We start from the raw sequence: 25,361 nt of genomic DNA on the forward strand, positions 1-25,361 counted from the left end.
CATCGAGAGCCCGTATCATTTGAACGCCACCTTCATACCCGCGACGAACGTGCGCGGCGAGCCCGCGTAAATCGATCCCGTCGTGTTCGCCAGCACGCTGGCAAGATTTGGAAGTCCGGCTGTGGTCACCGTATTGGTGATGTTGTTTGCCGACGCAACATAAGTGCGATCAAATACGTTCCTGACTTCGAGAAACAGGTTGAGGGATCTGAAGGTGTCTGACACCAGGTCCGTCTTGTAGTGGACGTTCACGTTGATCAGCTCATAGCCCGGCGCTTTCAGCAGATTTGCATTGTCCATGTAAAAGGAGTCCTTCCACTGGACTTCGACAAAACCTCCGAGCCCCGCCAGCGACCCCGCGAATTCGTCGTAGCCGATCCTGGCCGTCAGCTCGTTCGGCGAGATTCCGGGGATCTTGTTGCCTGCCCGGTTGAAGCTGAACACCGCGACATTGGTGATGTTCTCCACATACTCGGTGTAGACCTCGTCGAGATAGGTATACGCCGCCATGAACCGCCAGCCCGGATGGAACTTCCAATCGGCAGCAAGTTCGACGCCCCGATGCTCGGATCGCGGTGCGTTGAACATGTAAGTCGCGTTGCTCGCGCTCGGGTTACTGACGGCCTGACTCACCAATTCATTTCGAAAAAACTCGTAAAAGGCCGTCGCGCTCAGTTTGACCGCACTGCTCGGCGTCCAGTCGAAGCCCAGATCGTATCCGACATTGGTTTGCGTCTGGAGCTGCGTGTTGCTGCCAAAATCACCGTTCGGAAGAACGAACAGATTCGAGACCTGCGGCGTTCCGTATCCGGTCGCCACACGTCCGCGAAACTGCCATTCTGGATTGAGCCTGTAGAGCAGCGCCAACTCAGGAGCCGTGTTCTCGATCTTGCGATCGGCGGCGGTAGGCACCGGTATCGTCGCTACCGGAACATTGAAGGTGTTGTATTTATAGAGGGTATTGACGCCTCTCAGAATTGTAGTTTCCCAACCGATTCCGGCTATCGCCGTCAAATCAGGAGTGAGCTTCAGTTCCTCCCTCGCCCGTATTCCATAGTTGGATGTATCGCTGAAGGTATTGGCCGAGATCAGTCCCAGTGTGGCGTTTCCGCCTGGCATGACGTTACGCGTATCGCTTGACGCCACGAGTGTATTGTACCAGGCGCCGACCAATGTGGTGGACTCCACGCCGAAGATTTCGCCACGCTTCGTAATGTCGCTCATGTAGTTGTAGGAGGGGAAATCGCCGATGGCGCTGGTCGCGCCGGTCGGCTGGCTGATGTTCCTGTCGTCGAAAACGAACTGGTTTCGCCACGTGGTCGTATTGTCGAAGTCGTGGTCCCATCGTGCTCCGACAATGGTTCGTCGATCGTTTCGCCCGAGACCGGCTTGCGTCGCTGTCTCGTTGTCCTTGCCGCCGTTGAAGCCGTTCTTGAAGAGAGACACGGTGGGACATCCGGCGGCCGCCGCCGTACCGCTCGTACACCCCTGCTGGTAGGGATTGGTGTAGAATTGGTTCAGCGACTGCCGGAGCGGCAACCGCGCACTCAGGTCATTGTTGATGATCTTGACCGTAAAGCGGTCGTCCGGCGTGGCCTTGAGCGTGCCGAGGAAGTTGACAGTCTGCGTATTGAACCAGCTATTGCCGATGTAGCCGTCGCCCCGCGTGTCGCTTGCGAACAGCGATCCCTCGAAATTACCGACCTTCTTTCCGGCCGCCAGGTAGTTGTTAAGATAGCCGTAGCTGCCGCCGTCGACGCCATACTCGACGCCGTCGATCGTGCCACCGGGCCGGGTTCGGAAATTGAGCGCGCCGCCGGTCGCGTAGTTTCCATAGAGAGCCGACGAGGGACCGCGGACCACGTCGATTTCCCCATAGGCATGCGGATCGATCAGATCGCTGCGCGACAGGCCATCCGGTTGCGTCACCGGAAAACCGTCGTCGAAGATCACGAGATTGCGGATGCCAAAACCGTTCCGGGCGTTGGATCCGCGGATCGAGATGCCGAAATCGCGGGGACCGTTCCCCTGTTTGATCGAAATACCCGGACTATCCCGCAGGACGTCGCTGACCGAAAACGACGGGCGGTTGTCGAACTGGCTCCGATCGATGGTCGTCGCGGTCTGACCGGCCGGCGCCTGATTGACGCCATCGCGGGCAGCGCTGGCCGTCACGGCCCTGTTTTGGGTGGATACGCTGACGCTTGCGCTTGGCGTCACGGGCCTTGCCGCACGGCCCACCGATGCGGAGCGCGGTTTCGACGGTCGGCTTATTGGTTTGGGACGGGCAGCCTGCGGGGCCACGACAGTCACCGCGGGAAGCTCGGTATTGCCGCTTTGGGCAAAGGCTCCGCTCGACGATGCAAGCAGCGCGGCCTGAACGGCGACGACGCTCGCGCCACGGCGGGCATGACAACATAACATGGGGCATTCCTGACGCCGGGCTTTCTCTCCGGCCATTCGACAGCATCAATCGCCTGCGGCGGACCGCGGCGATCACGAGAGTCGTCAGGAAAATTGAGGCGGCGCGCGCGCCTGGGCGTTTGTGCCTTTATGGGTCGCGCCGGCGGATGCCTCCACGGCGTGCCATACCACGCGCTCGGCGTGGCGGAAGGGAACGGAAAGCGCGGCGTGCGACGGCGAATCGAGCGACGCGCCCAATTGCGCCAAGCAACAGAGGGCGCATGCACCGGCATGTGCGACCGGCGTACCCGCCGGATCGTTCAGGCCGCCTTGCTCGCCTGCGCTGTGACAGATGATGGAGGCAGAAAGCGGATCGGCCACAGCCTGGCCGGCCGCCAGACAGGCGGCAATCGGCGCCAGCACCTGCATCACCAAAGCGAGCAGGACCAAGGGTAGGAATTTTTGCAGCCGTGCGCGCATCCGCCGAACCATTCGTTCGCCTACTAACTAAACACCGCGCTAGGGCCGAGTCGAGCCCGGTTCCGCCACCTCCTTAATCCAGCGCAAATTTCCCGGAAACTGTGGTCCGGCCGTCCCAAGGGAGGGGACCTCCGGCATTTGAGGCAGTCGAGCCCCTGCCCCATCCACAGATTTCTTATATTTGTCATATGCTTACACGGCGGGCCACCCGATCATTTCGTCAAATGCTCGAATTTTGAACATTCGTTGCCGAAAATGATGACAAGTGAGAAAAGTTGATCTAGCATCCCCTTGCTCAGGCTGGCCGCGAGGTCGAAGTCTGGTGGTCCAAGTCTCGGGAGGAGCCCCTGACGCGCAAAATGCAGCGTCGCCCCGCCAATCAAGATCAAATCTTAGAATCGGGGATAATAGGGTCGACACAATTTTCGAGCGGGGCTAGGGCCCCGCTCTTTTTTTGTCTGCGGGGCTCATGCGCCGATGAATCCTTCTCCCAATCTGGTCGAACAGAGCTTTGAACTTGCAGCCTCGCGCTGCACCGATCTCACGCCACACGTCTATCAGCGGCTGTTCGAACAGTATCCTGAAACGCGGGCGATGTTCCGCACGCAAGGCAGCGAGCTCGTGATGGGATCGATGCTCGCACTCACGATCGAGGCGATTCTCGACTTCGCCGGTGATCGCCGTGGGCAATTCCGGCTGATCGCGTGCGAGGTCGTGTCGCACGATGGCTACGGCACGCCGCGCGAGCTGTTCACCGCCTTCTTCGCCGTCATCCGGGATACGCTGCGCGATCTTCTCCGCGATAAATGGTCGCCGGACATCGCACAGGCGTGGGACCGACTGCTCATCGAGATCGACGCGTTCGCGGGTGTCCCGGCCTGACGCCTTGCGCTGCACCAACACGGGCTCGCGGCGACCCGCCGTTGATTGCGGATTGAGTGGCACCAACTCTTGTGAGACACTTTCGGACATCGGTCGCGCAATCAATGACGCGCCGAGATAAAATTGTATGGGAGCGAGCGATGTCCGGGACGAAAGATTTCTCGACGACGAGGCGCGATCTTCTTCAGGCGGCAGCAACCGCCGGCGCGGCGACTGCCATCCTCGGCAGCATGGGCATTAACTCCGCCCTTGCAGCCGAAGTCGGACGCAGCGAGAAGCCGCTCAAGGCGGCGTTCTCCAACGCAGGCCTCCAGGCGACCTGGTGCGCGCAGGGCAAGCAGGCCGCGGAATTCTGGGGCAAGCTGTTCAACGTCGAGGTCACCTGGTTCGACGGCCAGCTCGATGCGGTGAAGCAGCGCGCGGCGATCGACAACATGGCTTCGCAAAAATGGGACTTCGTCGCGATCCAGGCTTTCGGCATCGGCACCCTCACCCAGCCGGTGCAGAAGATGATCGACGCCGGCACGCCCGTGATCGACATGGACACGCTGATTGCGCCGCTGGACCAGATCAACGTCCACTCCTTTCTCGCCCCCGACAACGAGTTCATGGGCGCCTCGGTGACGCAGGCGCTGTGCAACGCCATGGGCGGCAAGGGCAAGATCATCATGACGCAAGGAGCCCTCGGCCACACCGGCGCGCAGGGCCGCGCCAAGGGCTTCAACAATGTCGTGAAGCAATTCCCCGGGATCGAGGTGCTCGACACCCAGCCGGCCGACTGGGATGTGTCGAAGACCGCGCGTCTCTGGGAAACCTACCTGACGAAGTATCCGCAGATCGACGCGGCGTTCTTCCACAATGACGACATGGCGCTCGCCGCCGCCAATATCATGAAGGCGCGGGGCCGCACCAACATCCTGATCGGCGGCGTGGACGCGATGCCGCCGGCGATCCAGGCGGTCAGCGAAGGCCGCATGTTCGCGACCGTCCGCAATCCGTCCTGCCGCATCCACGGCGGCGCCGTCATCGCGGGCGTTTCCGCCGTGGTCGGGGGCGAAAAGAGCGGACAGGGCATCCCCAAGAACGTCGTCACCGACGGACCGGTCGTCACCAAGGCCAACGCCGCAGGCATGCAGTGGATGCAGGATCACTTCCTGATCTGAGCCTCCAAGATCTGAAATTCCATGCGAGAGGATCGTTCGCCCATCCTGGAACTGCAGGGCATCACGAAGAGCTTCGGCGGCGTCGAGGCGCTTCGTGGTGTCGACTTCGCGCTCCACGCGAGCGAGATCCACGGTCTCGTCGGCGAGAACGGCGCGGGAAAAAGCACGCTGATGAAGATCATCGCCGGCGTGCACACCGAATTCTCCGGCCGCTTCCTGATCGACGGACAGGAGATGCATTTCCGCTCCGCCCGCGACGCGCACAGCGCCGGCATCGCCATGGTGCACCAGGAGCTCTCGGTCGCGCCCGACCTCACGGTGGCGGAGAACGTGTTTCTGGGCAACCAGCCGACCAACCGGCTCGGCTTGGTGCAATGGCGGCGGATGGCGCGCGAGGCCGGCGAGCAGCTCGCCCGCTTCGGCATCGACGTCGATCCGATGAGCAGGCTGGGCGATCTCCCGATCGGACTCCAGCAGCTGATCGAGATCGCGCGCGTGCTGTTCTCCGGCGCGCGCATCGTCATCCTGGACGAGCCGACCTCCGCCCTCTCCCCACCCGAGGTCGAGCGACTGTTCGCAACGCTGCGGCGCCTGCGCGAGGAAGGCACGGCGATCGTTTTCATCTCGCATTTCATCGAGGACATCTTGCGCGTCTCCGACACGGTGACCGTGTTCCGCAACGGACGGAAGGTCGCGGAAACGGCAAGTGCTGCGACCAGCAAAGGCGCGCTGATCGAGGCCATGATCGGCCGCGCCGGCGAAGCGCTCGAGCACAGCTACAGCGACGATCTGATGCTGCCCCAACCGAGCGATAGCTCGGTGGTCCTCAAGGTCGACCAATTGTCGCTGGCCCGCAGCCTGAAGGACATCTCCTTCGAGGCGCGCGCCGGCGAAGTGCTGGGCATCTACGGGTTCATGGGCTGCGGCCAGCAGGAGCTGTCGCGCATCCTGTTCGGCAAGCTGAAGCCGGACGGCGGCACGCTCGCGGTCGAGGGCAAGCCCAAGACCTTCGCCAGCACGGCAGCGGCGCGGCGCGCCGGCGTGGCGCTGGTGCCGGAGAGCCGGCGCGCGATGCTGTTTCACCAGGAGCCGGTCTACAAGAACATTTCAATCAGCATTCTCGATCGCATCTCGGCGTTGCTGCTCAAGCCGGCGCAGGAGCGCGACATCGCAAAGCGCCAGGTCGAGCAGCTCCAGATCAGGCCGCCGGTGGTCGGGCTCGATCTCGGCATGCTCTCCGGCGGCAATCAGCAGAAAGTCGCGCTGGCGAAATGGCTGACCTATCCGCCAAAACTCCTGGTGCTGTGCGAGCCCACCCGCGGCATGGATGTCGGCGCCAAGAACGACGTCATCAACATCGTCCGCGATCTTCGCGCCAGAGGACTCGCGATCATCGTGCTCTCGACCGAGCCGGAAACGGTGCTGTCGCTGGCCGACCGCATCCTCGTGCTCAAGCGCGGCGCATTGGTGCGCGAATTCACGAACGAGCCGGTCAGCAAGGACCGCCTGCTGGAAGCGGCGTGACGGAGAAGCACATGGCGAGCAGTGAGACGGCTTTGGCGGCGGGGCAGCGGGCGCGCGGCTTAGCGCCGTTCCTGCGCTCGCAGATGCGCAACATCGCCCCGTTCCTGACGCTGATCTTCCTGTCCGGCTTCTTTGCGCTGGCCAGTCCCTCCTTCGCGACGCTGGACAATCTCGGCAACATCCTGACGCAGGTGTCGGTCACAGGCATCATCGCCGTCGGCCTCACCTTCGTGATCCTCTGCGCGGAGATCGACCTCTCGATCGCCAGCATCGCCAACGTCACGGGCATCGCGGTTGCCTACTTCACGCTCCAGGAATCCTACGTCAACATTCCCAACATTCCCCTGCCCGGCGCCGCGGCGATCCTGCTGGCCATTTTGCTCTGCGCGTTGCTCGGCCTCGTCAATGCGCTCGGGCTGACCGTGATCGGCATCCCCTCCTTCATCATGACCTTGGCGATGATGCAGATCGCGGCCGGCATCTCGGCGCTGCTGGTGCGCGGCCAGATCGCCTACAAGGTGCCCGGCGTGATCACCACGCTCGGCTCCGGATCGATCGGCGGCATCCCATGGATCGTCATCGTCGCCGCGATCATGCTGCTCTCGGGACATCTGGTGCTGACCTACACGCGCTTCGGCCGCTACGTCTACATGGTCGGCGGCAACCGCGAGGCGGCCGAATATTCCGGCCTCAACGTCAAGCTCATCCTCGGCGCCGTGATGGTGATTTCGGCGGTGTGCTCCGGTATCGGCGGCATGCTCGGCGTCGCTCATTTCGGCAGCGCGCAGCAGAACGAGTTCGATACCTATCTGCTCGACTCCATCGCCGCCGTTGTGGTCGGCGGCACCAGCCTGTTCGGCGGCCGCGGCGGCATCGGCAACACCATCGTCGGGCTCTTCGTTCTCGGCGTTCTCAACAACGGCCTCGACCACGTCAACATCGACAGCTTCCTGAAGATCCTGATCCGCGGCCTGATCCTGCTGGCGGCGCTGGTGATCAACGTCTATGCGCAGCGGCTGAGGGAAAAGGCGGTGGAATAGCGGCCCCTCAAAACAAAAAGCGCGAAAACAACCCCATGCACAGTAGAGACTGTGAGGGAATTCAACGACTTACAAAAACCAGAAATTGTGTAGCTGCGACCGTGGCGGCGTTTGACTCGTCGGGCAAAACAGGAGCAGGATATCATCATGGCGATGTGCGCGGGTCGGCTCCGGACAGCGCCCCAACCTCCGTCATTGCGAGCGCAGCGAAGCAATCCAGACTGCCGCCGCGGAAAGATTCTGGATTGCTTCGCTGCGCTCGCAATGACGAGGTGACAGCAGGGGCAATCGAGCCTCACCTTCATCGCGGAGCATGAGAACGCGGCCTAACTCTGCGCTTTCCCATCCTGCCCAAGCCGCGAGAACCGGAAATTGCAATAGCTCGCACCGCCCGCTAGCGTCTGTGTCCTCTCCAGGCGGATGCCTCGCGCAGCGTAGGCGACGAAATCGAGCCCGCAAATATTCGGCAGGATGTCCTTGTCGTCATGGCGCGCCGCGAGTTTGCAGAAGCCGCAAGCCTTGTAATTGATGCCGAATTCAAAACTGTCATCCGTATCAGGCTCGACGAAATCGTAGACGAAATCTTCCGGAAATTCGGTCTGATGGCTTTCACTCGCGCTTCTCGCCGCCTGCGCGCGCAGCAAGGCCTGGTTCTCCGGCGACATGAACTGACGACCCGAAGCGAGACGTTCGGCTTCCGATACGGTGAGCAATTGCGCCTTGTAGGTGTCCCGCTCGATCTCGCCGATCACAGGCACCGGCACGCCGTGGCGTCGCAGCACCCGGCTGATCGCCGTGAAGCCCATCAGACGCATGAAGAAATCGCTCATGCGGCTCGCCGCGCCGCCGACATAGGGCATTTGGGTGAGCACGATCTCGAACTCGTCCATCACCTCCCGCCTGATGCCGTCGATCTCGGAGAGCTGCGCGCGCTCGCGCAACATCGCTTCGGCCAAATCGAGCCGCTCGCGCATAGCGGCCTTCATGGCACCGCGATGGGCTTCGTAAAACGGATGGATGATCTCAGCCATGGACACCTGATATGATTGGCTCATTGCAAAGTCGGCCGGTCTCACTCGGCGGCGATCGCCTCGATCTCCAGCAGCCATTTGCTGTCGACGGTCTCGACGATCACGACCGTCAGCGCAGGCTGGTGTTCGCCCAGCATCGCGCGACGAATGGAGCGGTTGGCTACGAGCTGATTGCGGTCGGTCAGGAAGGTGGTGACCTTGACCAGATGCGCGATGCCAAGGCCGGCGGCGGCGAGCACCTCGATCAAATTGCGCCAGGCCTGCTCGCACTGCGCCTCGAAACCGTGGGGCACGGTGCCGTCGGATCTCTGGGGCACCTGGCCGCTGATGAACAACAGGCGACGGTGCTGCGTCAGTTCAAGTCCCATGCAGTAACCGCCGGCGGGAGCGTGGACCGTTGCGGGATTGTGGCTGACGATGTGAGCTGGGGGCATAGGGTTTCTCCGGATTGCGGGTTCGACCGTAGCCGGCGCCATCGCCGCTCCGCAAAGCATCATTGCTGCGGTTCAACGCAAGAAAATCTATTGCAAGGCCACAGCCCATCAGTGTCAAAATGAAACCCGATGACCTACGCCCTTCCCCCACTCAACGCGCTCCGCGCCTTCGAAGCCGCCGCCCGGCATCTCAGCTTCAAGCTGGCCGCACACGAGCTGCACGTGACGCCCGCCGCCGTGGGGCAGCAGGTGAAGGCACTGGAGGCACGCCTCGGCGTGCAACTGTTCGAGCGGCTGCATAAGCAGCTGATCCTCACCGTCGCCGGTCAGGCCTATCTGCCCGGGGTCTCCGAAGGCTTTCGCCACATTGCGGAGGCGACCTCGCAATTGAAACCGGCAGGCGCGGTGCTGCTACAGCTAGGCGTCCATGGCAGCTTCGACCTCCGCCGCCTCGATCTGGCAGCGTTTCGCAGCGCGCATGCGGAGATCGGTTTGCGGGTGCTGCACCCGGCCGGTCTCCACGAATTGGTCGAGGGCAAGGTCGACCTGCTGATTGCCCGCGGCCTCGGCCACCATCCCGGCTATCGCTGCGACCGGGTCGATGAGGGATCAGGTCTGGGTGATTGGCTCGTTGCGCCTGAAGGCACCGCGGATTGCCCGGAGATCGTCAGTTTTCGCGCTTGGCTGCGGGCTTTGCCGGCTGAGAACGCAAACCGCCGCCCCTATGTGGTCGGTGTCAGACGATAGGCTTGACCGGAATCCATAGCCTTGCTGGGCCGCGCTTAATGGGTCGGGCGAAAACAGGAGCACGATCTCATCATGGCGATTGTGGCATCAGTGGTAGCTGCCCCTGAGGGAGCGGACGGCTGTATTGCGGCGGCTACAAAGCCTTGAAGGGGGTGGACCGCCGCTGGTGAGAGTGACCAACCCGGCTTGCGTTCGCGGAAAAGCTGCGTTCTAATAAATCAATCAACTTAAGAGGATTTCATGAAACCCTTCATCGTCGCTATTGCCTTTGCTCTTCTCCACCGGAGCCTTCGCTCAAGACAGCTCGATGTGCACCAACAGCGGGTTTTCCGTAAGGTGTTGTAAGCAGTCGCTTGCCAAGCACGGCCCGTTTGGCTCTGCCCATGGCCAGGCGAAGGCCGCACGGGAATCCGATATGCAAAAGTGTATGGCGGCAGAGACCGCAAAGAAGAAGTGAGAACGGTACCATGAAAGCTCTCTTTTTCGCAGCACTCATCGTAGTTGCGTCACATCCAGCTCAAGCAACGTCATGCTCGGAATACAAGGCGATTTGTGTATCCAGAGCGGCCAAGCCCGAACGGTGCGGCGCCGCATGGAAGCAGTGTATGAAGACCGGCATTTATATCGGTCCAGAGAGCGGGACGAACCACGGACAGGCCGATAAGCGTTGAAGACGGGGGTGACTTAAAAGCCCCGTTCAAAGCCCTGCCGAACTCGCGTTGAATGGTTTCCGCAGGACCAATGGTCGGTTTTTTGGCGGCGGGATCACTGTCCCCTGAGTGGAGTGGACGTCAGTCGGGCCGCCTGCTTAGCTGGGTTGATCGTCAAACACGCCCACCACTAAGGCTATCGACTCAGTGACAATCAATGCAGCGTACCGGAGCGGCAATATTCCGATCTTGCTCGCCGATTATCTTGCAACGCGACCGGCAGCGGGTAGCCACATCCAAATCCCGACCGTTGAAGAGATCAGGGCTCAAGATACCGTGGTCGCGTTAGTCCGCAAGGCGCGATTGATCCTGCCAAATCTAGTCGTGGCGGGCTCAGGCGATGGCAACGCCATCGAGATGATCTTTGAGAGACTCATTAATTTCGCGGTAGGTGGTCTCACAGTCGACGAGTGGCAGGGATACCTGGACCTTCAGGACGGCCTCGCCGACTGCACAATCATCGGCCATCTCGTCGATGACGCAGCCTATACCTTTCGCTGGAACTCGACGGATCGCAGCTTTCGACTCGACGAGAGATTCATTGAAGGCAACGGCCGTCGCTTATTCGCTGATGTTCTGCCTCACATCGATCTGGGACGGGCAGCAGATGGCTACGACTTCGAAGTAGCGCGCGAAGCCGCTATCAATGCCGTCACGACCCTCATCGGAAACGAAGTGAGCTCAGGCAATACCATAGCCGAAAAATTCGGCGGCGGCTACGACATCTACATCTGGGACGGACGGGGCTTCGTCCTCTTAGGTGACATCGTGTATCTCTTTTACAGGATAGCCTTCCCGAATGACCGAGACATTCGGATTTACCAAATGCCGTTCTACGTCAAGATATTTGCGATCGACGACTACATGGGCGTGATGACATTTCTATCCAATACCGCCGTGTCGAACCTGAAAGGCGATCCGCACCAGCGCATCAGCATTGTCTCTCCTTTACCCGCTTCGGCAAGGCCGGTCCCAGACCGCCAGATTGGGGAGATTCAACTGACGGCGCCACTCTACGGTATCGGAATAATTGGCCCAAACCTCGCAGGCCGCGACGAAATCTTTACGGCCGTTTTAGCGGGCAACGGCTATGGCGCCGAACTCGTCAAAATTTTCCTGACCGGCAATCAGAAGGAAAAACTGCACGAAGTCCGCTTCGAACTTCCCGAGGACGTGATGAACAACATCCTTGTAGCGGCAGTACGCCATCTTGGCCGGGAAGCGTGGTTTGGGCCACGCTCCTGAGATACTGGACAAACCGAGCCGGGCCGAGCGATTGAACTCTGGTCGGCATCCCAAGATCGGGCGCGACCGTATCGGCACGGGTGAAATTGTCTAGAACAGCCCATCCGCGCGCTCCCCCAAGGAGTGTGAACAATGCCCGTCATCACCGCAGCAACGGCGAAGCCGTAGTCGCTGAAGGTGCGAGGCCGCGACCCGAACGCATCGCACGCGGAGCAGATGCAGCGGGGCCATCGCCTTCGAGGGACGCTGAAGAAGTGGCCACTCAGAGTGACGGTGATAGGGCGACGCTCTCTCCACGAATCTCCTCACTTCGCCAGCACCTCACCGCATGTCCGTCAGCTCGCATCTCCAGCACCGGTCCCGGCTCACTCCGGCACACGGCTTCCGCATACCGACACCGCGGGCTGAAGGCACATCCGTTCGGCGGATTGAGCGGATTGGGAAGATCGCCGCCTGTCGTCGCCAGCGGTGCGTGGCGCAGTGGATCGGGGATCGCAGCGATCAGGGCTTGCGTATAGGGGTGCGCGGGCCGCTCGAAGATCTCGCGCCAGTGGCCGTTCTCGACGATGCGGCCGAGATACATCACGGCGACCTTGTCGCTCATGTGTTCGACAACGCCGAGATCGTGGCTGATCATGATGTAGGAGAGACCGAGGGTTTCCTTCAACTCCAGCAGCAGATTGATGATCTGGGCGCGGATCGAGACGTCGAGCGCCGAGACCGGTTCGTCGCAGATGACGATTTTTGGATTGAGGATCAGCGCACGCGCAATGCCGATGCGCTGGCGCTGACCGCCCGAAAATTCATGCGGGTAGCGGTCGGCCTGCTCCGGCCGCAGGCCCACATGCCGCAGCATCTTCGCGACGCGGTCCTCGATCTCGCTCTTGGCCGTGACGCCATGCACACGCAGGGGATCCTCCAGCGTGCGGCGAACGGTCTGGCGCGGATTGAGCGAGGCGTAGGGATCCTGAAACACGATCTGCACGATGCGGGCCAGCGCCTTGCGATCCCCGGATGGCCGGTTCGTCACGACCTGTCCGTCCAGCACGATGCGGCCGCGCGTCGGCGTCAACAGGCCAAGGATCGACAATGCGACGGTCGACTTGCCCGAGCCGGACTCGCCGACGAGGCCAAGACATTCGCCGCGCTTCAGGGTGAGATCGACGCCGTCGACGGCACGGAGCAGCCGACGACCGCGGCCGAGCAAGCCGCCTCCGAGCGGAAAATGGACGGCGAGATCCCTCACGCTGAGAATGACATCGTCGTCTGGCCGTGTCTCACCCAACCTGTCCTGCGGCTCATGCATGGTGATGACACCTCACCAGACCGCCGGCCTCCAGCACATCCGCTCCCGGCGCGGTGGTCCGGCAAATATCGGTCGCCTGCGCGCAACGCGGATTGAACCGGCAGCCCTCGGGGAAATTGGTGATGGCCGGGACCACACCCGCGATCTCCGTCAGCCGGGTCCGGCCAAGCGCGGCGCGACTGCCGAGCCGCGGCAGCGAGGCGACCAGGCCTCGCGTATAGGGGTGCGAGGGTGCCCGGAAAATATCGGCGGAGCCGCGCTCCTCGACGATGCGGCCGGCATACATCACGGCCACGCGGCGACAGACATTGGCGACCAGCCCCAGATCGTGGCTGATCATCAGGATGGCGGTTCCCCGCTCGGCGCACAAATTCCGCATCAGCTCGATGATCTCGGCTTGCACGGTCACGTCGAGGGCCGTGGTCGGTTCGTCGGCGATCAGGAGATCCGGACCACAGGCCAGCGCGATGGCGATCATCACGCGCTGACGCATGCCGCCGGACAGCTGGTGCGGGTAATCCTTCACGCGTCGCTCCGGCGCGGGAACGCGGACGCTCGCCAGCGCCTCGACCGCGAGTCTGTCGGCTTCCCGCCAGCTCTTGCCCTTGTGCAGCACGAACATCTCGGCGATCTGCCGGCCCACCGGCGAGACCGGGTTCAGCGCCGTCATCGGCTCCTGGAAGATCATGGCGATGCGATTGCCGCGTAGCTCCCGTTGCCTGGCGGCTGAAAGGTGCTGGATCTCCCGCCCCTCAAACCGGATGACGCCGCCGCCGATCGACAGCGGCTGCCGCAACAGGCCGATCAAGGCGAGCGCCGTGATGCTCTTGCCGCAGCCGGATTCGCCGACGAGGCCGAAGGTCTCGCCGCGATCGATGCGGAATGAAATGCCCTCGGCCGCCGCAACGCGCCGCGATCCATCGTCGAGATCGATGCGCAAATCCTCGACTTCGATCAGCGGCGCGTCGGTCATGTCCGCCGGCTCCGCGATTGGGGATCGAGAATGTCGCGCAGGCCGTCGCCGAGCAGATTGAGGCCGAGCACCGTCAGGAAGATCGCAAGGCCGGGAAACACCGAGAGCCACGGCGCCGTCGTGATCTGATCGCGGGCATCCGACAACATGCTGCCCCAGCTCGGAAACGGGGGCCGGACGCCGAGGCCGAGGAACGACAATGCGGCTTCCGACAAGACCGCGCTGCCCATGCCGAGCGTGCCGATGACGACGATCGGTCCCAGCATGTTCGGCAGCAGCTGGGTGATCATGATGCGCAGATCGCCGTAGCCGAGCACGGTCGCCGCCTGCACATAGCCTTGGCTCCTCAGCGACAGCGCCGACGCACGCGCGATCCGGCACGTGAAGGACCAGTTGGTCAAGCCGAGTGCGATGAGCAGGCTGGTCAGGCCGGGGCCGAGCACCGCCATGATGGCCAGCGCGAAGATCAGCGAGGGGATCGCGAGCATGAGATTGGTCAGGCCGTTGACGACATCGTCCCACCACCCGCCCCAATAGCCGGCGCTCAGGCCCAGCGCCACGCCGATGACGCTGTTGATGAGCTGCGAGACGATGCCGACCGTCAGCGAAACGCGCGCGCCATAGACGACGCGGGAATAGATGTCGCGGCCCTGGTCGTCGGTGCCGAACCACCAGGTCCAGCTCGGCGGCTCTTCCGCATTGAGCAGATTGGCGTCAAGGACAGGATCGGTATGCGCGAGCCAAGGCGCGAGCAGGCCGACCAGGATCGCAAGCGCGAACAGCGCGCCACCGATGATGAGATTGGCGCGGAGCTTCATGCGTATCTGATCCTGGGATCGATCACGCCGTAGAGCACGTCGATCAGCAGATTGATCGCGAGAAAGGACAGCACCACGACGAGAATGGAGCCCTGCACGGCCGGAATGTCGCGCTGCAGGACACTGTCGACCAGCAGCGAGCCGATGCCCGGCCAGGAGTACAATTTCTCGACCACGACCGCCTGCCCCATCAGCGCGCCGAACTGGAGGCCGACGGTGGTGAGAATGATGACGAGCGCGTTGCGCATCACGTGCCACTTCACGACCCGGGTCTCGCTCATGCCCTTGGAGCGCGCGGTGCGGACGAAATCCGCGGTCATGATCTCGAGCACCGCGGCGCGTGTCGTCCGGGCGAACAGCGCCATGGGCGAGACGCCAAGCGTCACGGCCGGCAGGATCAGATATTTCAGTCCGCCGTCGCCATAGCCGAAACTCGGCAGCCAGCCGAGCTTCAACGCAAACAGATACATCAGCACCAGCCCGAGCCAGAATTTGGCGATCGAAAGTCCGGATACCGCCACGACCATGGCCAACGTATCGACGATGCCCCCCGGCTTCAGCGCGGCGATGAAACCGAGGGGAACGCCGATCACGACAGAAAACGCCATGGCGGTGAAGATGAGCTGGAGCGTCGGCCATATCCGTTTGGCGATCATGAACCTCACAGGCTCGCGGGTCCGGAACGAGGTTCCGAAATCACCGGTCGCAAGCTTGGCGATGTAGGTGCCGAAGCGGACATAGACGGGATCGTCGAGCCCGAGCTGCTTCTTCATGCGCAGCTCGACCTGCGGATCGGCATCGTCGCTCATGGACGAGACGATGCTGCCGGGAACGACACTGAACAGCACGAACACCAGAGCCACCACGGCGAGCACGGTCGGAATGGTCTGCAGCAGGCGGCGGAACAGGAAAGAGAGCATCGGCAGTTTTCCTCTCTCCCTCCGTCGTTCATGGCGACAGAGGGAGCGCGAGAGCGCGTGTCACTTCGCGGGCGAGGTCTCGTCGACCCAGAGATCTTCGACGTTCTGATGGGTGAGTTCGGTCGCGTTCAGCTGAATCCCCTTGAGCCACGGCTGCACCGCCATGACCGCCTTGTTGTAGTTGAAGAACCAGACCGGCGCCTCCTCGTAGAGCAGCGCATTGGCCTTTCGCAGCAGCTGGGTGCGCTTGGCCGGATCGTCCGCCTGCCCGGCCTCGTCGATCAGCTTGTCGAACTCGGCATTCTTGAAGTTCATGTAGTTGCAGGCCGGTTGCGGCGTCGCCGAGTGGAAGCATTTGAGGGCAGCCTGCGGATCAGGGCCGCTCGCCTGGGAATAGATGAAGGCCTGGTAGTCGCCGCTGCGAACCACCTCCGCCAGCACCGCGGTCTCGACCTGCTTGACCTTCGCCTTGATGCCCACCCTGTCCAGCATCGGGATCACGGCCGAGACGATCGGCAGGCCCCAGCTCTCGTTCTGGCTGGTGGTCCATTCGAATTCGAAGCCCGAGGGATAGCCGGCGTCGGCGAGCAGCTGCTTGGCCTTGGCGGGATCAAAGGCGTAGGGCTTCATGGACTTGTCGTAGGCTGGCGAGGTCAGCGGCAGCCAGCTGGTGGCGCGGTAGGCCTTGCCCTTGACCAGCTTGTTGATGATCAGGTCGGTGTCGATCGCGTAGTTGATCGCCTGCCGGACCCGCTTGTCGGCAAACGGCTTGAACGTTGGATTCATCCCCATGTAGCGGGTGAAGACCTCGGCGACTTCGACGACGGTGCCCTTGAGGTCGGCGTCGTTCTGATAGGCGACATATTGCGCCGGTCCCAGCACGGAGGTGTCGATCTCCTTGTTGCGGAAGGCGACATCGCGGGCCGCGGCCTCGCCCATCACCGACACGATGATCTTGTCAGCGTAGGGCTTGCCGGGCTTGTAGAAGCGGTCCCAGCGTTCCAGGACGATGCGCGATCCCGGCACGTGCTCGACGAATTTGAAGGGGCCAAGACCGATCGGCTTCTGGAGAAAGCTCTCCTTGGCGGCTTCGTCGGCGGGATAGATCGACGTGATCGCGTTCCAGAAATAGAAGCCCGGATCGACTTTCTCGGTCAGCTTCATCTCGATCGTAAAGTCGTCGATTTTCTTCAGGCCGGAGATCTCCTTGGCCTGGCCCTTCTCGACTGCCGCCGCACCCTCGATCACGCGGACATAGCGCGCGCCGGGATAGGCCTTGGTGCCATCCATGATGCGGTTGTAGGTCCAGACGACGTCGTCGGCCGTCATCTTGCGGCCATTGTGGAAATAGGCGTCGTCGCGCAGCTTGAAGGTGTGAACGAGGCCGCCGCCCGAGACGACGTCCTCCTTGGCGAGCTCCAGAACCGGCTTGCCTTCCGCGGAATTCCAGATGTAGAGCGACCGGTGCAGGGCCTTGGCGTAGATCTCGTCCTGGGCGCGCTGCGTCGTATGAATGTCCAGGCTGGTGAAGCTCGACCCATAAGGCGCGGTCATGCGGATGGTTCCGCCCTTGCGCGGAGTCTGGGCCTCTGCTGAGGCGGCGAGTGCCAGTGCCAAACCCGCGACGATCGCCACTATCCTGAACATCATGGTCCCTCCGACAACGCAAGCCGTGCTCTGGTCCGAGAGTTGACCATCCACGGCAGGTCGAGCGCAAGCGCCTTGACGGGGTTGACGTATGCGAGCGTCGCGCGCGGGGCCCGCCGATTTGTGAGGAAGCCCGCTAGAACTCCGGCTGCCAGTCGCGCAATTTTCGCGCTGCGGCGGTGACATCCGCGATGGCCGGAAACGCCCCCGTCTCCAGCATCATCGTCCTTGCCAGCCTCACGGCCCTTGCTTCGCTGATCGCGCGCCGGCGCGGACCCTCGATCAGCTCGAAATCGATATTGTGGGCGAGACCGAAGATACGGCGGATGGTTTTTGCCGCGGCGAAGCCGACCGTGTCCGCGAACAGCCGCTGCATGTAGGCCTGCCGCTCGGCCTCCAGCCGTGCCGCGCCTGTCTCGCCGGCGAAGAGCGAGGCGGGATAGGCATCGCCTGCGGCGCCGGCGCGCCAGAGCTCGAGGAACTTGCGCGCGAACGCGTTCCAGACCTGTTCGACCGTTTCCAGCACCCAATGCTCGAACGCCGTCCGTTCGCCCGGCGAGCGTTCGTGACCGGCGGAAGCAAAGTAAGCCATCAGCAGGTTGGCCAGCACGGCACCGACATCGAAACCCATCGGGCCATAGAATGCGAATTCGGGGTCGATCACTCGCGTCTGGCCGTCCGTGACCATGATCGAGCCGGTGTGCAGGTCGCCGTGAAGCAGCGCCTCGGGGCTTGCCATGAACTTCAGCTTCAGCCGGGAGATCGCGACATGCAGATCCATGTCCTCGCGCAGCTCTGCGGCGAGCGCATCGAGATATGGCGCGGTCCAGCGGTTCTGCTCGGCGATGCGGTAGGGATCGGTGAAGATCAGATCCTCGGTGATCTTGCACAGCGCATGGTTGCCGGCGAAGTCGGCGATGCCCTGCTTCTTCTCGGCCGCCGACAACGCGAGGTCGGAGGTGAAGAACAATGTCCGCGCCATGAAGGTGGTGATGTCATCGGCAAAGCGCGGATATCGCGCCCCCGCAACCATCCCCTTGCGCATGATGATGTGGGGCTCGAGCAGTTCCATCACCGTCAGCGCCAGGGCCTCGTTATGATGCAGCAGCGCCGGCACGAGGCCGGGCGCGAGCTCGGCCTGCCGCGACAAAGCGAGATATTCGTAATGAGCGCGGGACAGCGGCAGCGGCCAGCTCTCGCCGACGAGGCGGACATAGGGCAGCGCCTGCTTCACGGCGACGCCGCCACGGCCGCCCTTGACGATGAAAACGAGATTGAGATTGCCGTCGCCGACTTCGGTGATCGACCAGGAGGCCGGCTCGCCACCGAGCGTCCCTGCGAGGTCCGGAACCCCTGCGAGATAATCCCGCAAGTCAGCCTCATGCAGAATCCGATAATCCCCTGCCCGGTCTCCGGTCATGACGATCCCATCCCATTGTTATTTGAGCATGATCTTGTCGGAAAACCGCTTCACACTTTTCCGGATCATGCTCCTGTATGGGCCGGATCGTTACTCCCGCTCCAGGAAGCTCGAGCCGATCTCGGCCTTTCTTTTGATCGGATCGTAATCACAATAGACGCTGTCCGCCACCAGCGTGTAGCTGGCGCTGACGGTGTATTTGTCTGTCTTGACCGAGTTCAGGCCGATCACCGAGGTGCTCTTGCCGCCGTTCCATTTGAACGGTGTCGAGCTCTTGGCCTGCTCGCAGGCGATGACGGCCTCGTTGAAGACGTAGCCCTCGACGAACGCCTTCAGGGTGCGCACCTGCACGGCCATCTTCCACTCGAAATAGCCGATGGCACCGAGGCCGGCGACGATCAGCACCAGAAGCGCGACGACGATCCGCTGAAAAGTCATTGGTCCCCCAACAAAGCCAACCAAAAATTCCTAGAACGGCATGCCCATCAATTTCGACAGGCGTTCGATCGAGAGATAGCCGGCGTGATAGGCGACCATGGCGATGGCGTAGATGATCGCCGAGATGATCGTGGTCCAGATCAGCTTGCTCCTCATTCGCGTCAGGATCGGCGCGCCGGGGTCGCTGCCCGGCACTCCGACGCCGTCCTCGTGCTGGCTGCGCACGCCGAACGGCAGCGTCAGGAACAGCGCGACCCACCAGATGACGAAGTAGATCGCGATTGCGGTTGAGATCTGGATGGCCATGGCTTCGGCCTATGCCTGCTCGATTTCGACCAGCGCGCCGGAAAAATCCTTCGGGTGCAGGAACAGCACCGGCTTGCCGTGGGCGCCGATCTTCGGCACGCCGTCGCCGAGCACCCTTGCGCCCTCCTTCACCAGCGTGTCGCGCGAGGCGATGATGTCGACCACCTCGTAGCAGACGTGGTGGATGCCGCCGTCGGCGTTGCGATCGAGAAACTTAGCGATCGGCGAGGCCTCGCCGAGCGGCTCGATGAACTCGATCTTGGTGTTGGGCAGCGTCGCGAACACGGTGGTGACGCCATGCTCGGGTAGCGCGACGGCCTCCGAGATCTGGGCCCCGAACGCGGCGCCATAGATTTTGGCGGCCTTGACGGCGTCCTTGGTCGCGATCGCGACATGGTTGAGCCGGCCCAGCATGTTTCTTCTCCCGTTACACTGTCAGGACGTGTACCAGACAGGGGGGCTTTTTGCCCCAATGTTCGTTGATCACGGAACGGACAGCGCGTCGCACCGACTCCGCCAGCGCATCCGCGTCGCGACGGCGCGCCTTCGGCAGGCCCTCGACAGTGGAGACCACGGCGTCGAAGACGATGTCGTCGAAGGGCTCGCCCGCTTTGTTCTTCTCGGGGATGCCGACGAGTTCGACCGCGGGATCGTCGGCAAGCTCGCCCTGCTCCGTCATGGCGATGGCGACAAAGGCGCAGCCGGAGAAGGCCATGCGACGCCGCTCGACCACCGCGCGGGACTTGGAGTCCTCCAGAATCGTGCCGTCCTTGTAGAGACGGCCTGCAGGCACTTGCCCAATGATGCCGGGATCGCCGGGGCCGAGCTTGATCAGGTCGCCGTTGCGGCAGACCAGCACGCGCGGCACGCCGGCGGCACGCGCGAGCTTGGCGTGCTCGTTCAGGTGCAGGGCCTCGCCATGGACCGGAATCAGGAGCTGCGGCCTGGTCCAGGCGATCATGTCGCGCAATTCGTCGCGGCGGGGATGACCGGAGACATGGACCAGCTGGTCGCGGTCGGTGATGACCTCCACGCCCTGCATGACCAGGCCATTGATGATCGCGCCGACCGCCTTCTCGTTGCCGGGAATGGTGCGCGAGGAGAAGATCACGCTGTCGCCGCGATTGAGCGTGATCTCGGGATGGTCGTCATTGGCGATGCGCGCCAGCGCGGCACGGGGCTCGCCCTGGCTGCCGGTGCAGAGCGCCAGCACCTTGTCCTGCGGCAGATGACCGTAGACGTCGGGCGAGCGGAAACTCTGCACGCCGTCGAGATAGCCGGTCTCGCGCGCGACCTGCACCACGCGTTCCATGGCGCGGCCGACCACGACGACCTCACGGTCGGCGGCCTTCGCGGCGATGGCGACGGCCTTGAGGCGCGCGACGTTGGAGGCGAAGGTCGTGACCGCGACGCGGCCCTTGGCGGCCTTGACGAGCTCGGTGATGGATTTGGCGACCTCGGCTTCCGACGGTGAGCGGCCGTCGCGCACGGCGTTGGTGGAATCGCCGATCAGGGCGAGCAGGCCCGCATCGCCGAGCTCGCGCAGCCGCTTTTCGTCGGTCGGGCGGCCGATGATCGGGGTCGGATCGATCTTCCAGTCCCCGGTGTGAAGCACCGTGCCGACATCGGTGTGAATCGCCAGCGCATGCGACTCCGGAATCGAATGCGCGACCGGGATGAACTCGACGTTGAACGGGCCGATATCGACGCGCCCGCCTGACGGCACCACCGTCACCGGGATCTTCGGCGCATTGCGCTCGGCGGCGCACTTGGCCTCGAACAGCGCGGCGCTGAACTGGGTCGCGTAGATCGGGCATTTCAGCTTCGGCCACAGGTCGATGATGGCGCCGAAATGGTCCTCATGGGCGTGAGTCAGCACCAGCCCCATCAGGTTCTTGCGTTCCTTCTCCAGGAAGCTGATGTCGGGCATGATCAGGTCGATGCCCGGCAGATGCTCCTCGTCGCCGAAGGAGACGCCGAGATCGATCGCCAGCCAGGCACGCTGCTGGCGGTTGCCGAGGCCGTAGATCGACAAATTCATGCCGATCTCGCCGACCCCGCCGAGCGGGGCAAATACCAGTTCTTCAGGCTTCGCCATCACGCAGCTCCCACGGAGGCGGCCGTGCCGAAGAACACCTCGCCGGCGGCCACCGGCACGCGCCGGCCCTCCGCGGTGCGGACGATCAGGCAGCCGGTGTCGTCGATCGTGTCAAAAATGCCTTCCAGCGTCATCACTCCCGTGTGGATCGCGACCCGCTCGCCGAGGCCGGCGGCGCGCTCCAGCCACAATTTGCGAATGTCGGCAAAGCCGCGGCCATTGTCCCAGATACCGCGGAATTCCACCCAGGCGTCCGAGAGCGCCGAGAACAACTCCTCCGCGCTGATCTGGACGCCGAGCGCGGCCAGTGACACCGCCGGCGTGGGCGTACCCTCGGGCGCGGCGACGACGTTGGTGCCGATGCCGACGACAATGGCAAGACGCTCGCCGATGGCTTCGGCCTCCAGGCCGATGCCGACCAGCTTCTTGCCGCCGGCCAGCACGTCGTTAGGCCATTTCAGGGTGTAGCGGGGACGGCCCTCGCCGAGGCGCAGTGCAGCCTCCAGGCTGACCTTCTCCAGGGCGGCCTCCTCGGCCAGCCCGGCCGCAAAGCCGATCGTCGCGGCGACGGAAGGGGCGACGTCGAGGACTTCGAGGACGCTGGCGGCAAGGTTACCCTTCGGTGCGATCCAGGCGCGTTGGCGGCGGCCACGGCCGGCGGTCTGCTCCGACGTCACGAACCACATCGGGCCGCGTTCGCCGCGCCTCGCGTGCTCGATCGCCTCGGTATTGGTCGAGCCGGTCCGTTCGAAAGCTGCGAGCTTGTAGCCCGCCGATGCCGCACGAGGACCGAGCGCGAATGCCATCCTAGAACAGCGACTTGGCGGCGGCGGAAGCGACGCTCACCACCGGGCCCGCGAACAGGGCGAAGAGAATGTTGAACAGGCCCGCGACCGCCAGCACCGTCTTGACTTCGACGCGCACCGGATCGACCTGTCCGGCCGGCTCGTCGAAATACATCGTCTTGACGATGCTGAGATAGTAGTAGGCGCCGACCACGCTGGTCAGCACGCCGATGACGGCGAGCGTGAACAAATTCGCCTTGATGGCGGCGACGAAGACGTACCATTTGGCGAAGAAGCCGGCGAGCGGCGGGATGCCGGCAAGCGAGAACAGCAGCATCGCGAACATGAAGGCGAGCAGCGGATTGGTGCGCGAGAGACCCGCGAAATCGCTGATCTGCTCGACCGGCTGGCCGCTGCGCTTCATGGCCAGGATGATGGCGAAGGAGCCCAGCGTCATCGCGACATAGATCACGATGTACATCAAGACGCCCTGCGCGCCCTCGACCGTGCCCGCCGCGAGCCCGACCAGGGCAAAGCCCATATGGCCGATCGAGGAATAGGCCATCAGGCGCTTGATGTTGCTCTGGCCGATCGCAGCGAACGAACCCAGCGCCATCGAGGCGATCGACACGAACACCAGGATCTGCTGCCACTGCGAGACGATGCCCGGGAATGCGGTTAGCGTAACGCGGGTGAAGACCGCGAGCGCGGCCACTTTCGGGGCCGAGGCGAAGAAGGCTGTCACGGGCGTCGGCGCGCCCTCGTAGACGTCGGGCGTCCACATGTGGAACGGCACCGCCGAAACCTTGAAGCAGAGGCCGGCGAGCAGGAAAACGAGGCCGAACACCAGGCCGACATTCGAGATCGTCGCGGCCGCCGCGATGCCGGTGAAGGCGACCGTGCCGGTGAAGCCGTAGATCAGCGAGGAGCCGTAGAGCAGCATGCCCGAGGACAACGCGCCGAGCACGAAGTACTTCAGGCCGGCTTCGGTCGACTTGGCGTTGTCGCGGTTGGAGGCCGCCACGACGTAGAGCGCCAGCGACATCAATTCGAGGCCGAGATAGAGCGAGATCAGATCGCCGGCCGAGATCAGCACCATCATGCCGAGCGTCGAGAGCAGCACCAGGATCGCATATTCGAAGATGCGGCGCGATGGATCCGACAGGAACTCGGTCGACAGCACCAGCGTCACCGCCGAGCCGATCAGGGCCAGGATCTTCATGAAGCGGGCAAAATCATCGACGATGAAGCTGCCGCCGAAGGTCACGTGCTTGCCCGCGGGCAACATGTATTCGAGCACGCCGACCACGATCAGGAGCAGCACCGCGAGCGTCGTGACCGTCTTGGTGGTCTCCTGCCCGCGATAGGCGCCGAGCATCAGGAGTGCCATGGCTCCGACCGCGAGCACGAGCTCGGGCAGCACCGGCGCCAGTTGATAACCTGCAGTCTCAAAGCTCATGGCGATATCCTGACCTGCCCGCTCACTGGAGCAGTGCGGCGGCCTTCACGGCCGTCACAGCGGTGTTGTAATTGTTGACGAGTTGCTGGACCGAGGCCGCCGACATGTCGAGCACCGGCTTCGGGTAGATGCCGAACAGGATCGTCAGCGCGATCAGCGGGAACAGCGTCAGGCCCTCCCGGAAGGTGAGATCCTTCATGCTCATCAGCGAGGGCTTGACCAGCGCCCCGAACACGACCTTGCGGTAGAGCCACAGCGCGTAGCAGGCCGACAGGATCACGCCGAAGGTGGCGAAGAACGCGGTCGGGATCGAGACCTTGAAAGTGCCGAGCAGCGTCATGAACTCGCCGACGAAGCCGGAGGTGCCGGGCAGACCGACGTTGGCCATGGTGAAGACCATGAAGGTCAGCGCGTAGAGCGGCATCCGGTTGACGAGGCCGCCATAGGCCGCGATCTCGCGAGTGTGCATGCGGTCGTAGACGATGCCGACGCAGAGGAACAGCGCGCCGGAGACGATGCCGTGCGAGATCATCTGGAACACGCCGCCGGCGACGCCCTGCATGGTGCCGGCAAAGATGCCCATGGTGACGAAGCCCATATGCGCCACCGAGGAGTACGCGATCAGCTTCTTCATGTCCTCCTGCATCAGCGCCACCAGCGAGGTGTAGATGATGGCGATGGCCGAGAGCGTGAACATCAGCGGCGCGAAGTCGTGCGAGGCCAGCGGGAACATCGGCAGCGAGAAACGCAGGAAGCCGTAGCCGCCCATCTTCAACATGATCGCAGCCAGCACCACCGAGCCTGCGGTAGGCGCCTCGACGTGGGCGTCGGGGAGCCAGGTGTGCACCGGCCACATCGGCATCTTCACCGCGAACGAGGCGAAGAAGGCAAGCCACGCCCAGGTCTGCAAGCTGCGCGGCACGGCGGTGTGCATCAGGGTCGGGATGTCGGTGGTGCCGCCGTTCCAGTACAGCGCCATGATGGCGAGCAGCATCAGGACCGAGCCGAGCAGCGTGTAGAGGAAGAACTTGAAGGACGCATAGACCCGGCGCGGACCGCCCCAGACGCCGATGATCAGGAACATCGGGATCAGGCCGCCTTCGAAGAACAGGTAGAACAGCACGAGATCGAGCGCCGAGAAGGTGCCGATCATCAGCGTTTCCAGGATCAGGAACGCCATCATGTATTCGCGGACGCGGTTGGTGATCGCCTTCCAGCTCGCGATGATGCAGAACGGCATGATGGCGGTGGTCAGGATCACGAGCGGCAACGAGATGCCATCCACGCCCATGTGGTAGGTGATGCCGGTGGCGAGCCAGTTCGCCTTCTCGACGAACTGGAAGTCGGCGTTCGACGCGTCGAACCGCATGACCAGGATCACCGACACCGCGAAGGTGATCAGCGTGGTCCACAGCGCGATCCAGCGCGAGTTGCGCCGCGCCGCCTCATCGTCGCCGCGGCTGAGATAGACGATCAGCGCGCCGACCAGCGGCAGGAACGTCGTGACGGATAGAATTGGCCAGGTCGTCATT

At 63.1% G+C, this 25,361-nt stretch carries 23 protein-coding genes; 6 read left to right on the top strand and 17 right to left on the bottom strand.

All coding sequences use genetic code 11. The features are described from left to right. Nucleotides 1–15: 15 nt before the first annotated feature. Complete coding sequence (locus AC0L3S_RS11570) at nt 16–2,424, bottom strand: TonB-dependent receptor family protein (RefSeq protein ID WP_473279249.1); 2,409 nt, start codon at nt 2,422–2,424, stop codon at nt 16–18. 84 nt (nt 2,425–2,508) lie between these two features. Beyond that, nucleotides 2,509–2,883 carry a DUF2946 family protein gene (locus AC0L3S_RS11575; protein WP_473279153.1) on the bottom strand — a complete coding sequence of 125 codons (375 nt, stop codon included), beginning with the start codon at nt 2,881–2,883 and terminating at the stop codon, nt 2,509–2,511. Nucleotides 2,884–3,360: 477 nt separating this feature from the next. Here AC0L3S_RS11575 and AC0L3S_RS11580 point away from each other — a divergent pair, with 477 nt between their 5' ends. From AC0L3S_RS11580 to AC0L3S_RS11595, 4 genes are all read left to right on the top strand, one after another. After that, a complete protein-coding gene (locus AC0L3S_RS11580) occupies nt 3,361–3,765 on the top strand; it encodes a globin (protein WP_473279154.1) in 405 nt (134 codons plus the stop codon). 140 nt (nt 3,766–3,905) lie between these two features. Continuing rightward, nucleotides 3,906–4,928, top strand: coding sequence for a sugar ABC transporter substrate-binding protein (locus tag AC0L3S_RS11585; RefSeq protein ID WP_473279155.1), 1,023 nt, complete (start codon nt 3,906–3,908; stop codon nt 4,926–4,928). 21 nt (nt 4,929–4,949) lie between these two features. Continuing rightward, nucleotides 4,950–6,452 (top strand): sugar ABC transporter ATP-binding protein, encoded by a 1,503-nt coding sequence (locus AC0L3S_RS11590; protein ID WP_473279156.1) that lies wholly within the window; start codon nt 4,950–4,952, stop codon nt 6,450–6,452. Nucleotides 6,453–6,463: 11 nt separating this feature from the next. Continuing rightward, nucleotides 6,464–7,492, top strand: coding sequence for an ABC transporter permease (locus AC0L3S_RS11595; protein ID WP_473279157.1), 1,029 nt, complete (start codon nt 6,464–6,466; stop codon nt 7,490–7,492). Nucleotides 7,493–7,818: 326 nt separating this feature from the next. Here the strand turns inward: AC0L3S_RS11595 and AC0L3S_RS11600 are convergent, their stop codons facing one another. Continuing rightward, nucleotides 7,819–8,523: an L-2-amino-thiazoline-4-carboxylic acid hydrolase gene (locus AC0L3S_RS11600; protein ID WP_473279158.1), complete on the bottom strand. Its 705-nt coding sequence runs from the start codon at nt 8,521–8,523 to the stop codon at nt 7,819–7,821. A gap of 41 nt (nt 8,524–8,564) precedes the next feature. Further along, a complete protein-coding gene (locus AC0L3S_RS11605; protein ID WP_473279159.1) occupies nt 8,565–8,957 on the bottom strand; it encodes a RidA family protein in 393 nt (130 codons plus the stop codon). Between the two features lie 129 nt (nt 8,958–9,086). On the opposite strand from AC0L3S_RS11605, the gene AC0L3S_RS11610 reads away from it, so the two are divergent. Both AC0L3S_RS11610 and AC0L3S_RS11615 read left to right on the top strand, forming a co-directional pair. Further along, nucleotides 9,087–9,704, top strand: coding sequence for a LysR family transcriptional regulator (locus AC0L3S_RS11610; RefSeq protein WP_473279160.1), 618 nt, complete (start codon nt 9,087–9,089; stop codon nt 9,702–9,704). Nucleotides 9,705–10,561: 857 nt separating this feature from the next. Next, a complete protein-coding gene (locus AC0L3S_RS11615) occupies nt 10,562–11,659 on the top strand; it encodes a hypothetical protein (RefSeq protein WP_473279161.1) in 1,098 nt (365 codons plus the stop codon). 262 nt (nt 11,660–11,921) lie between these two features. Here AC0L3S_RS11615 and AC0L3S_RS11620 read toward each other — a convergent pair whose 3' ends face one another. The 13 genes from AC0L3S_RS11620 to AC0L3S_RS11680 all read right to left on the bottom strand — a co-directional run bounded on the left by AC0L3S_RS11620 (nt 11,922) and on the right by AC0L3S_RS11680 (nt 25,360). Further along, nucleotides 11,922–12,965, bottom strand: coding sequence for an ABC transporter ATP-binding protein (locus tag AC0L3S_RS11620; protein WP_473279162.1), 1,044 nt, complete (start codon nt 12,963–12,965; stop codon nt 11,922–11,924). Continuing rightward, complete coding sequence (locus AC0L3S_RS11625) at nt 12,958–13,938, bottom strand: ABC transporter ATP-binding protein (protein ID WP_473279163.1); 981 nt, start codon at nt 13,936–13,938, stop codon at nt 12,958–12,960. The genes AC0L3S_RS11620 and AC0L3S_RS11625 overlap by 8 nt, the downstream gene beginning before the upstream one ends. Continuing rightward, nucleotides 13,935–14,756 (bottom strand): ABC transporter permease, encoded by an 822-nt coding sequence (locus tag AC0L3S_RS11630; RefSeq protein WP_007603580.1) that lies wholly within the window; start codon nt 14,754–14,756, stop codon nt 13,935–13,937. Before AC0L3S_RS11630 ends, AC0L3S_RS11625 begins: the two co-directional genes overlap by 4 nt. Continuing rightward, on the bottom strand, nt 14,753–15,676 hold the full coding sequence (locus AC0L3S_RS11635) for an ABC transporter permease (protein ID WP_473279164.1): 924 nt from the start codon (nt 15,674–15,676) through the stop codon (nt 14,753–14,755). Before AC0L3S_RS11635 ends, AC0L3S_RS11630 begins: the two co-directional genes overlap by 4 nt. A gap of 60 nt (nt 15,677–15,736) precedes the next feature. Beyond that, on the bottom strand, nt 15,737–17,326 hold the full coding sequence (locus AC0L3S_RS11640) for an ABC transporter substrate-binding protein (protein ID WP_473279165.1): 1,590 nt from the start codon (nt 17,324–17,326) through the stop codon (nt 15,737–15,739). A gap of 133 nt (nt 17,327–17,459) precedes the next feature. Next, entirely contained in the window at nt 17,460–18,743 is a 1,284-nt protein-coding gene (gene mtnK, locus AC0L3S_RS11645; RefSeq protein ID WP_473279166.1) for an S-methyl-5-thioribose kinase, read from the bottom strand. A 90-nt stretch (nt 18,744–18,833) separates the two neighbouring features. Continuing rightward, nucleotides 18,834–19,181, bottom strand: coding sequence for a hypothetical protein (locus tag AC0L3S_RS11650; protein WP_275171304.1), 348 nt, complete (start codon nt 19,179–19,181; stop codon nt 18,834–18,836). Between the two features lie 30 nt (nt 19,182–19,211). Further along, nucleotides 19,212–19,487, bottom strand: a complete 276-nt coding sequence (locus tag AC0L3S_RS11655) for a DUF1467 family protein (RefSeq protein WP_473259891.1) — start codon at nt 19,485–19,487, stop codon at nt 19,212–19,214. Nucleotides 19,488–19,496: 9 nt separating this feature from the next. Then, a complete protein-coding gene (gene mce, locus AC0L3S_RS11660) occupies nt 19,497–19,901 on the bottom strand; it encodes a methylmalonyl-CoA epimerase (RefSeq protein ID WP_007603572.1) in 405 nt (134 codons plus the stop codon). A 13-nt stretch (nt 19,902–19,914) separates the two neighbouring features. After that, nucleotides 19,915–21,585, bottom strand: a complete 1,671-nt coding sequence (locus AC0L3S_RS11665; RefSeq protein ID WP_473279167.1) for a ribonuclease J — start codon at nt 21,583–21,585, stop codon at nt 19,915–19,917. After that, complete coding sequence (locus tag AC0L3S_RS11670) at nt 21,585–22,391, bottom strand: biotin--[acetyl-CoA-carboxylase] ligase (protein WP_473259884.1); 807 nt, start codon at nt 22,389–22,391, stop codon at nt 21,585–21,587. Before AC0L3S_RS11670 ends, AC0L3S_RS11665 begins: the two co-directional genes overlap by 1 nt. A 1-nt stretch (nt 22,392) precedes the next feature. Next, the gene (gene nuoN / locus AC0L3S_RS11675; protein WP_473279168.1) at nt 22,393–23,829 is read right to left on the bottom strand and encodes an NADH-quinone oxidoreductase subunit NuoN; all 1,437 of its coding nucleotides are present in this window, start codon (nt 23,827–23,829) and stop codon (nt 22,393–22,395) included. A 22-nt stretch (nt 23,830–23,851) separates the two neighbouring features. Then, complete coding sequence (locus tag AC0L3S_RS11680) at nt 23,852–25,360, bottom strand: NADH-quinone oxidoreductase subunit M (protein WP_473279169.1); 1,509 nt, start codon at nt 25,358–25,360, stop codon at nt 23,852–23,854. Between the last annotated feature and the right edge of the window lies 1 nt (nt 25,361).

It is taken from the genome of Bradyrhizobium sp. Ken01, assembly GCF_055807355.1.

Excerpts from the sequence above, each read along its gene's own strand:
- AC0L3S_RS11585 (WP_473279155.1), top strand. The coding sequence starts at position 3,906 with ATGTCCGGGACGAAAGATTTCTCGACGACGAGGCGCGATCTTCTTCAG.
- AC0L3S_RS11630 (WP_007603580.1), bottom strand. The coding sequence starts at position 14,756 with ATGAAGCTCCGCGCCAATCTCATCATCGGTGGCGCGCTGTTCGCGCTT.
- mtnK (WP_473279166.1), bottom strand. The coding sequence starts at position 18,743 with ATGACCGGAGACCGGGCAGGGGATTATCGGATTCTGCATGAGGCTGAC.
- AC0L3S_RS11575 (WP_473279153.1), bottom strand. The coding sequence starts at position 2,883 with ATGCGCGCACGGCTGCAAAAATTCCTACCCTTGGTCCTGCTCGCTTTG.
- AC0L3S_RS11635 (WP_473279164.1), bottom strand. The coding sequence starts at position 15,676 with ATGCTCTCTTTCCTGTTCCGCCGCCTGCTGCAGACCATTCCGACCGTG.
- AC0L3S_RS11680 (WP_473279169.1), bottom strand. The coding sequence starts at position 25,360 with ATGACGACCTGGCCAATTCTATCCGTCACGACGTTCCTGCCGCTGGTC.
- AC0L3S_RS11665 (WP_473279167.1), bottom strand. The coding sequence starts at position 21,585 with ATGGCGAAGCCTGAAGAACTGGTATTTGCCCCGCTCGGCGGGGTCGGC.
- mce (WP_007603572.1), bottom strand. The coding sequence starts at position 19,901 with ATGCTGGGCCGGCTCAACCATGTCGCGATCGCGACCAAGGACGCCGTC.
- AC0L3S_RS11655 (WP_473259891.1), bottom strand. The coding sequence starts at position 19,487 with ATGGCCATCCAGATCTCAACCGCAATCGCGATCTACTTCGTCATCTGG.
- AC0L3S_RS11650 (WP_275171304.1), bottom strand. The coding sequence starts at position 19,181 with ATGACTTTTCAGCGGATCGTCGTCGCGCTTCTGGTGCTGATCGTCGCC.
- AC0L3S_RS11640 (WP_473279165.1), bottom strand. The coding sequence starts at position 17,326 with ATGATGTTCAGGATAGTGGCGATCGTCGCGGGTTTGGCACTGGCACTC.
- AC0L3S_RS11620 (WP_473279162.1), bottom strand. The coding sequence starts at position 12,965 with ATGCATGAGCCGCAGGACAGGTTGGGTGAGACACGGCCAGACGACGAT.
- AC0L3S_RS11610 (WP_473279160.1), top strand. The coding sequence starts at position 9,087 with ATGACCTACGCCCTTCCCCCACTCAACGCGCTCCGCGCCTTCGAAGCC.
- AC0L3S_RS11580 (WP_473279154.1), top strand. The coding sequence starts at position 3,361 with ATGAATCCTTCTCCCAATCTGGTCGAACAGAGCTTTGAACTTGCAGCC.
- nuoN (WP_473279168.1), bottom strand. The coding sequence starts at position 23,829 with ATGAGCTTTGAGACTGCAGGTTATCAACTGGCGCCGGTGCTGCCCGAG.
- AC0L3S_RS11625 (WP_473279163.1), bottom strand. The coding sequence starts at position 13,938 with ATGACCGACGCGCCGCTGATCGAAGTCGAGGATTTGCGCATCGATCTC.
- AC0L3S_RS11605 (WP_473279159.1), bottom strand. The coding sequence starts at position 8,957 with ATGCCCCCAGCTCACATCGTCAGCCACAATCCCGCAACGGTCCACGCT.
- AC0L3S_RS11670 (WP_473259884.1), bottom strand. The coding sequence starts at position 22,391 with ATGGCATTCGCGCTCGGTCCTCGTGCGGCATCGGCGGGCTACAAGCTC.
- AC0L3S_RS11600 (WP_473279158.1), bottom strand. The coding sequence starts at position 8,523 with ATGGCTGAGATCATCCATCCGTTTTACGAAGCCCATCGCGGTGCCATG.
- AC0L3S_RS11570 (WP_473279249.1), bottom strand. The coding sequence starts at position 2,424 with ATGTTATGTTGTCATGCCCGCCGTGGCGCGAGCGTCGTCGCCGTTCAG.
- AC0L3S_RS11595 (WP_473279157.1), top strand. The coding sequence starts at position 6,464 with ATGGCGAGCAGTGAGACGGCTTTGGCGGCGGGGCAGCGGGCGCGCGGC.
- AC0L3S_RS11590 (WP_473279156.1), top strand. The coding sequence starts at position 4,950 with ATGCGAGAGGATCGTTCGCCCATCCTGGAACTGCAGGGCATCACGAAG.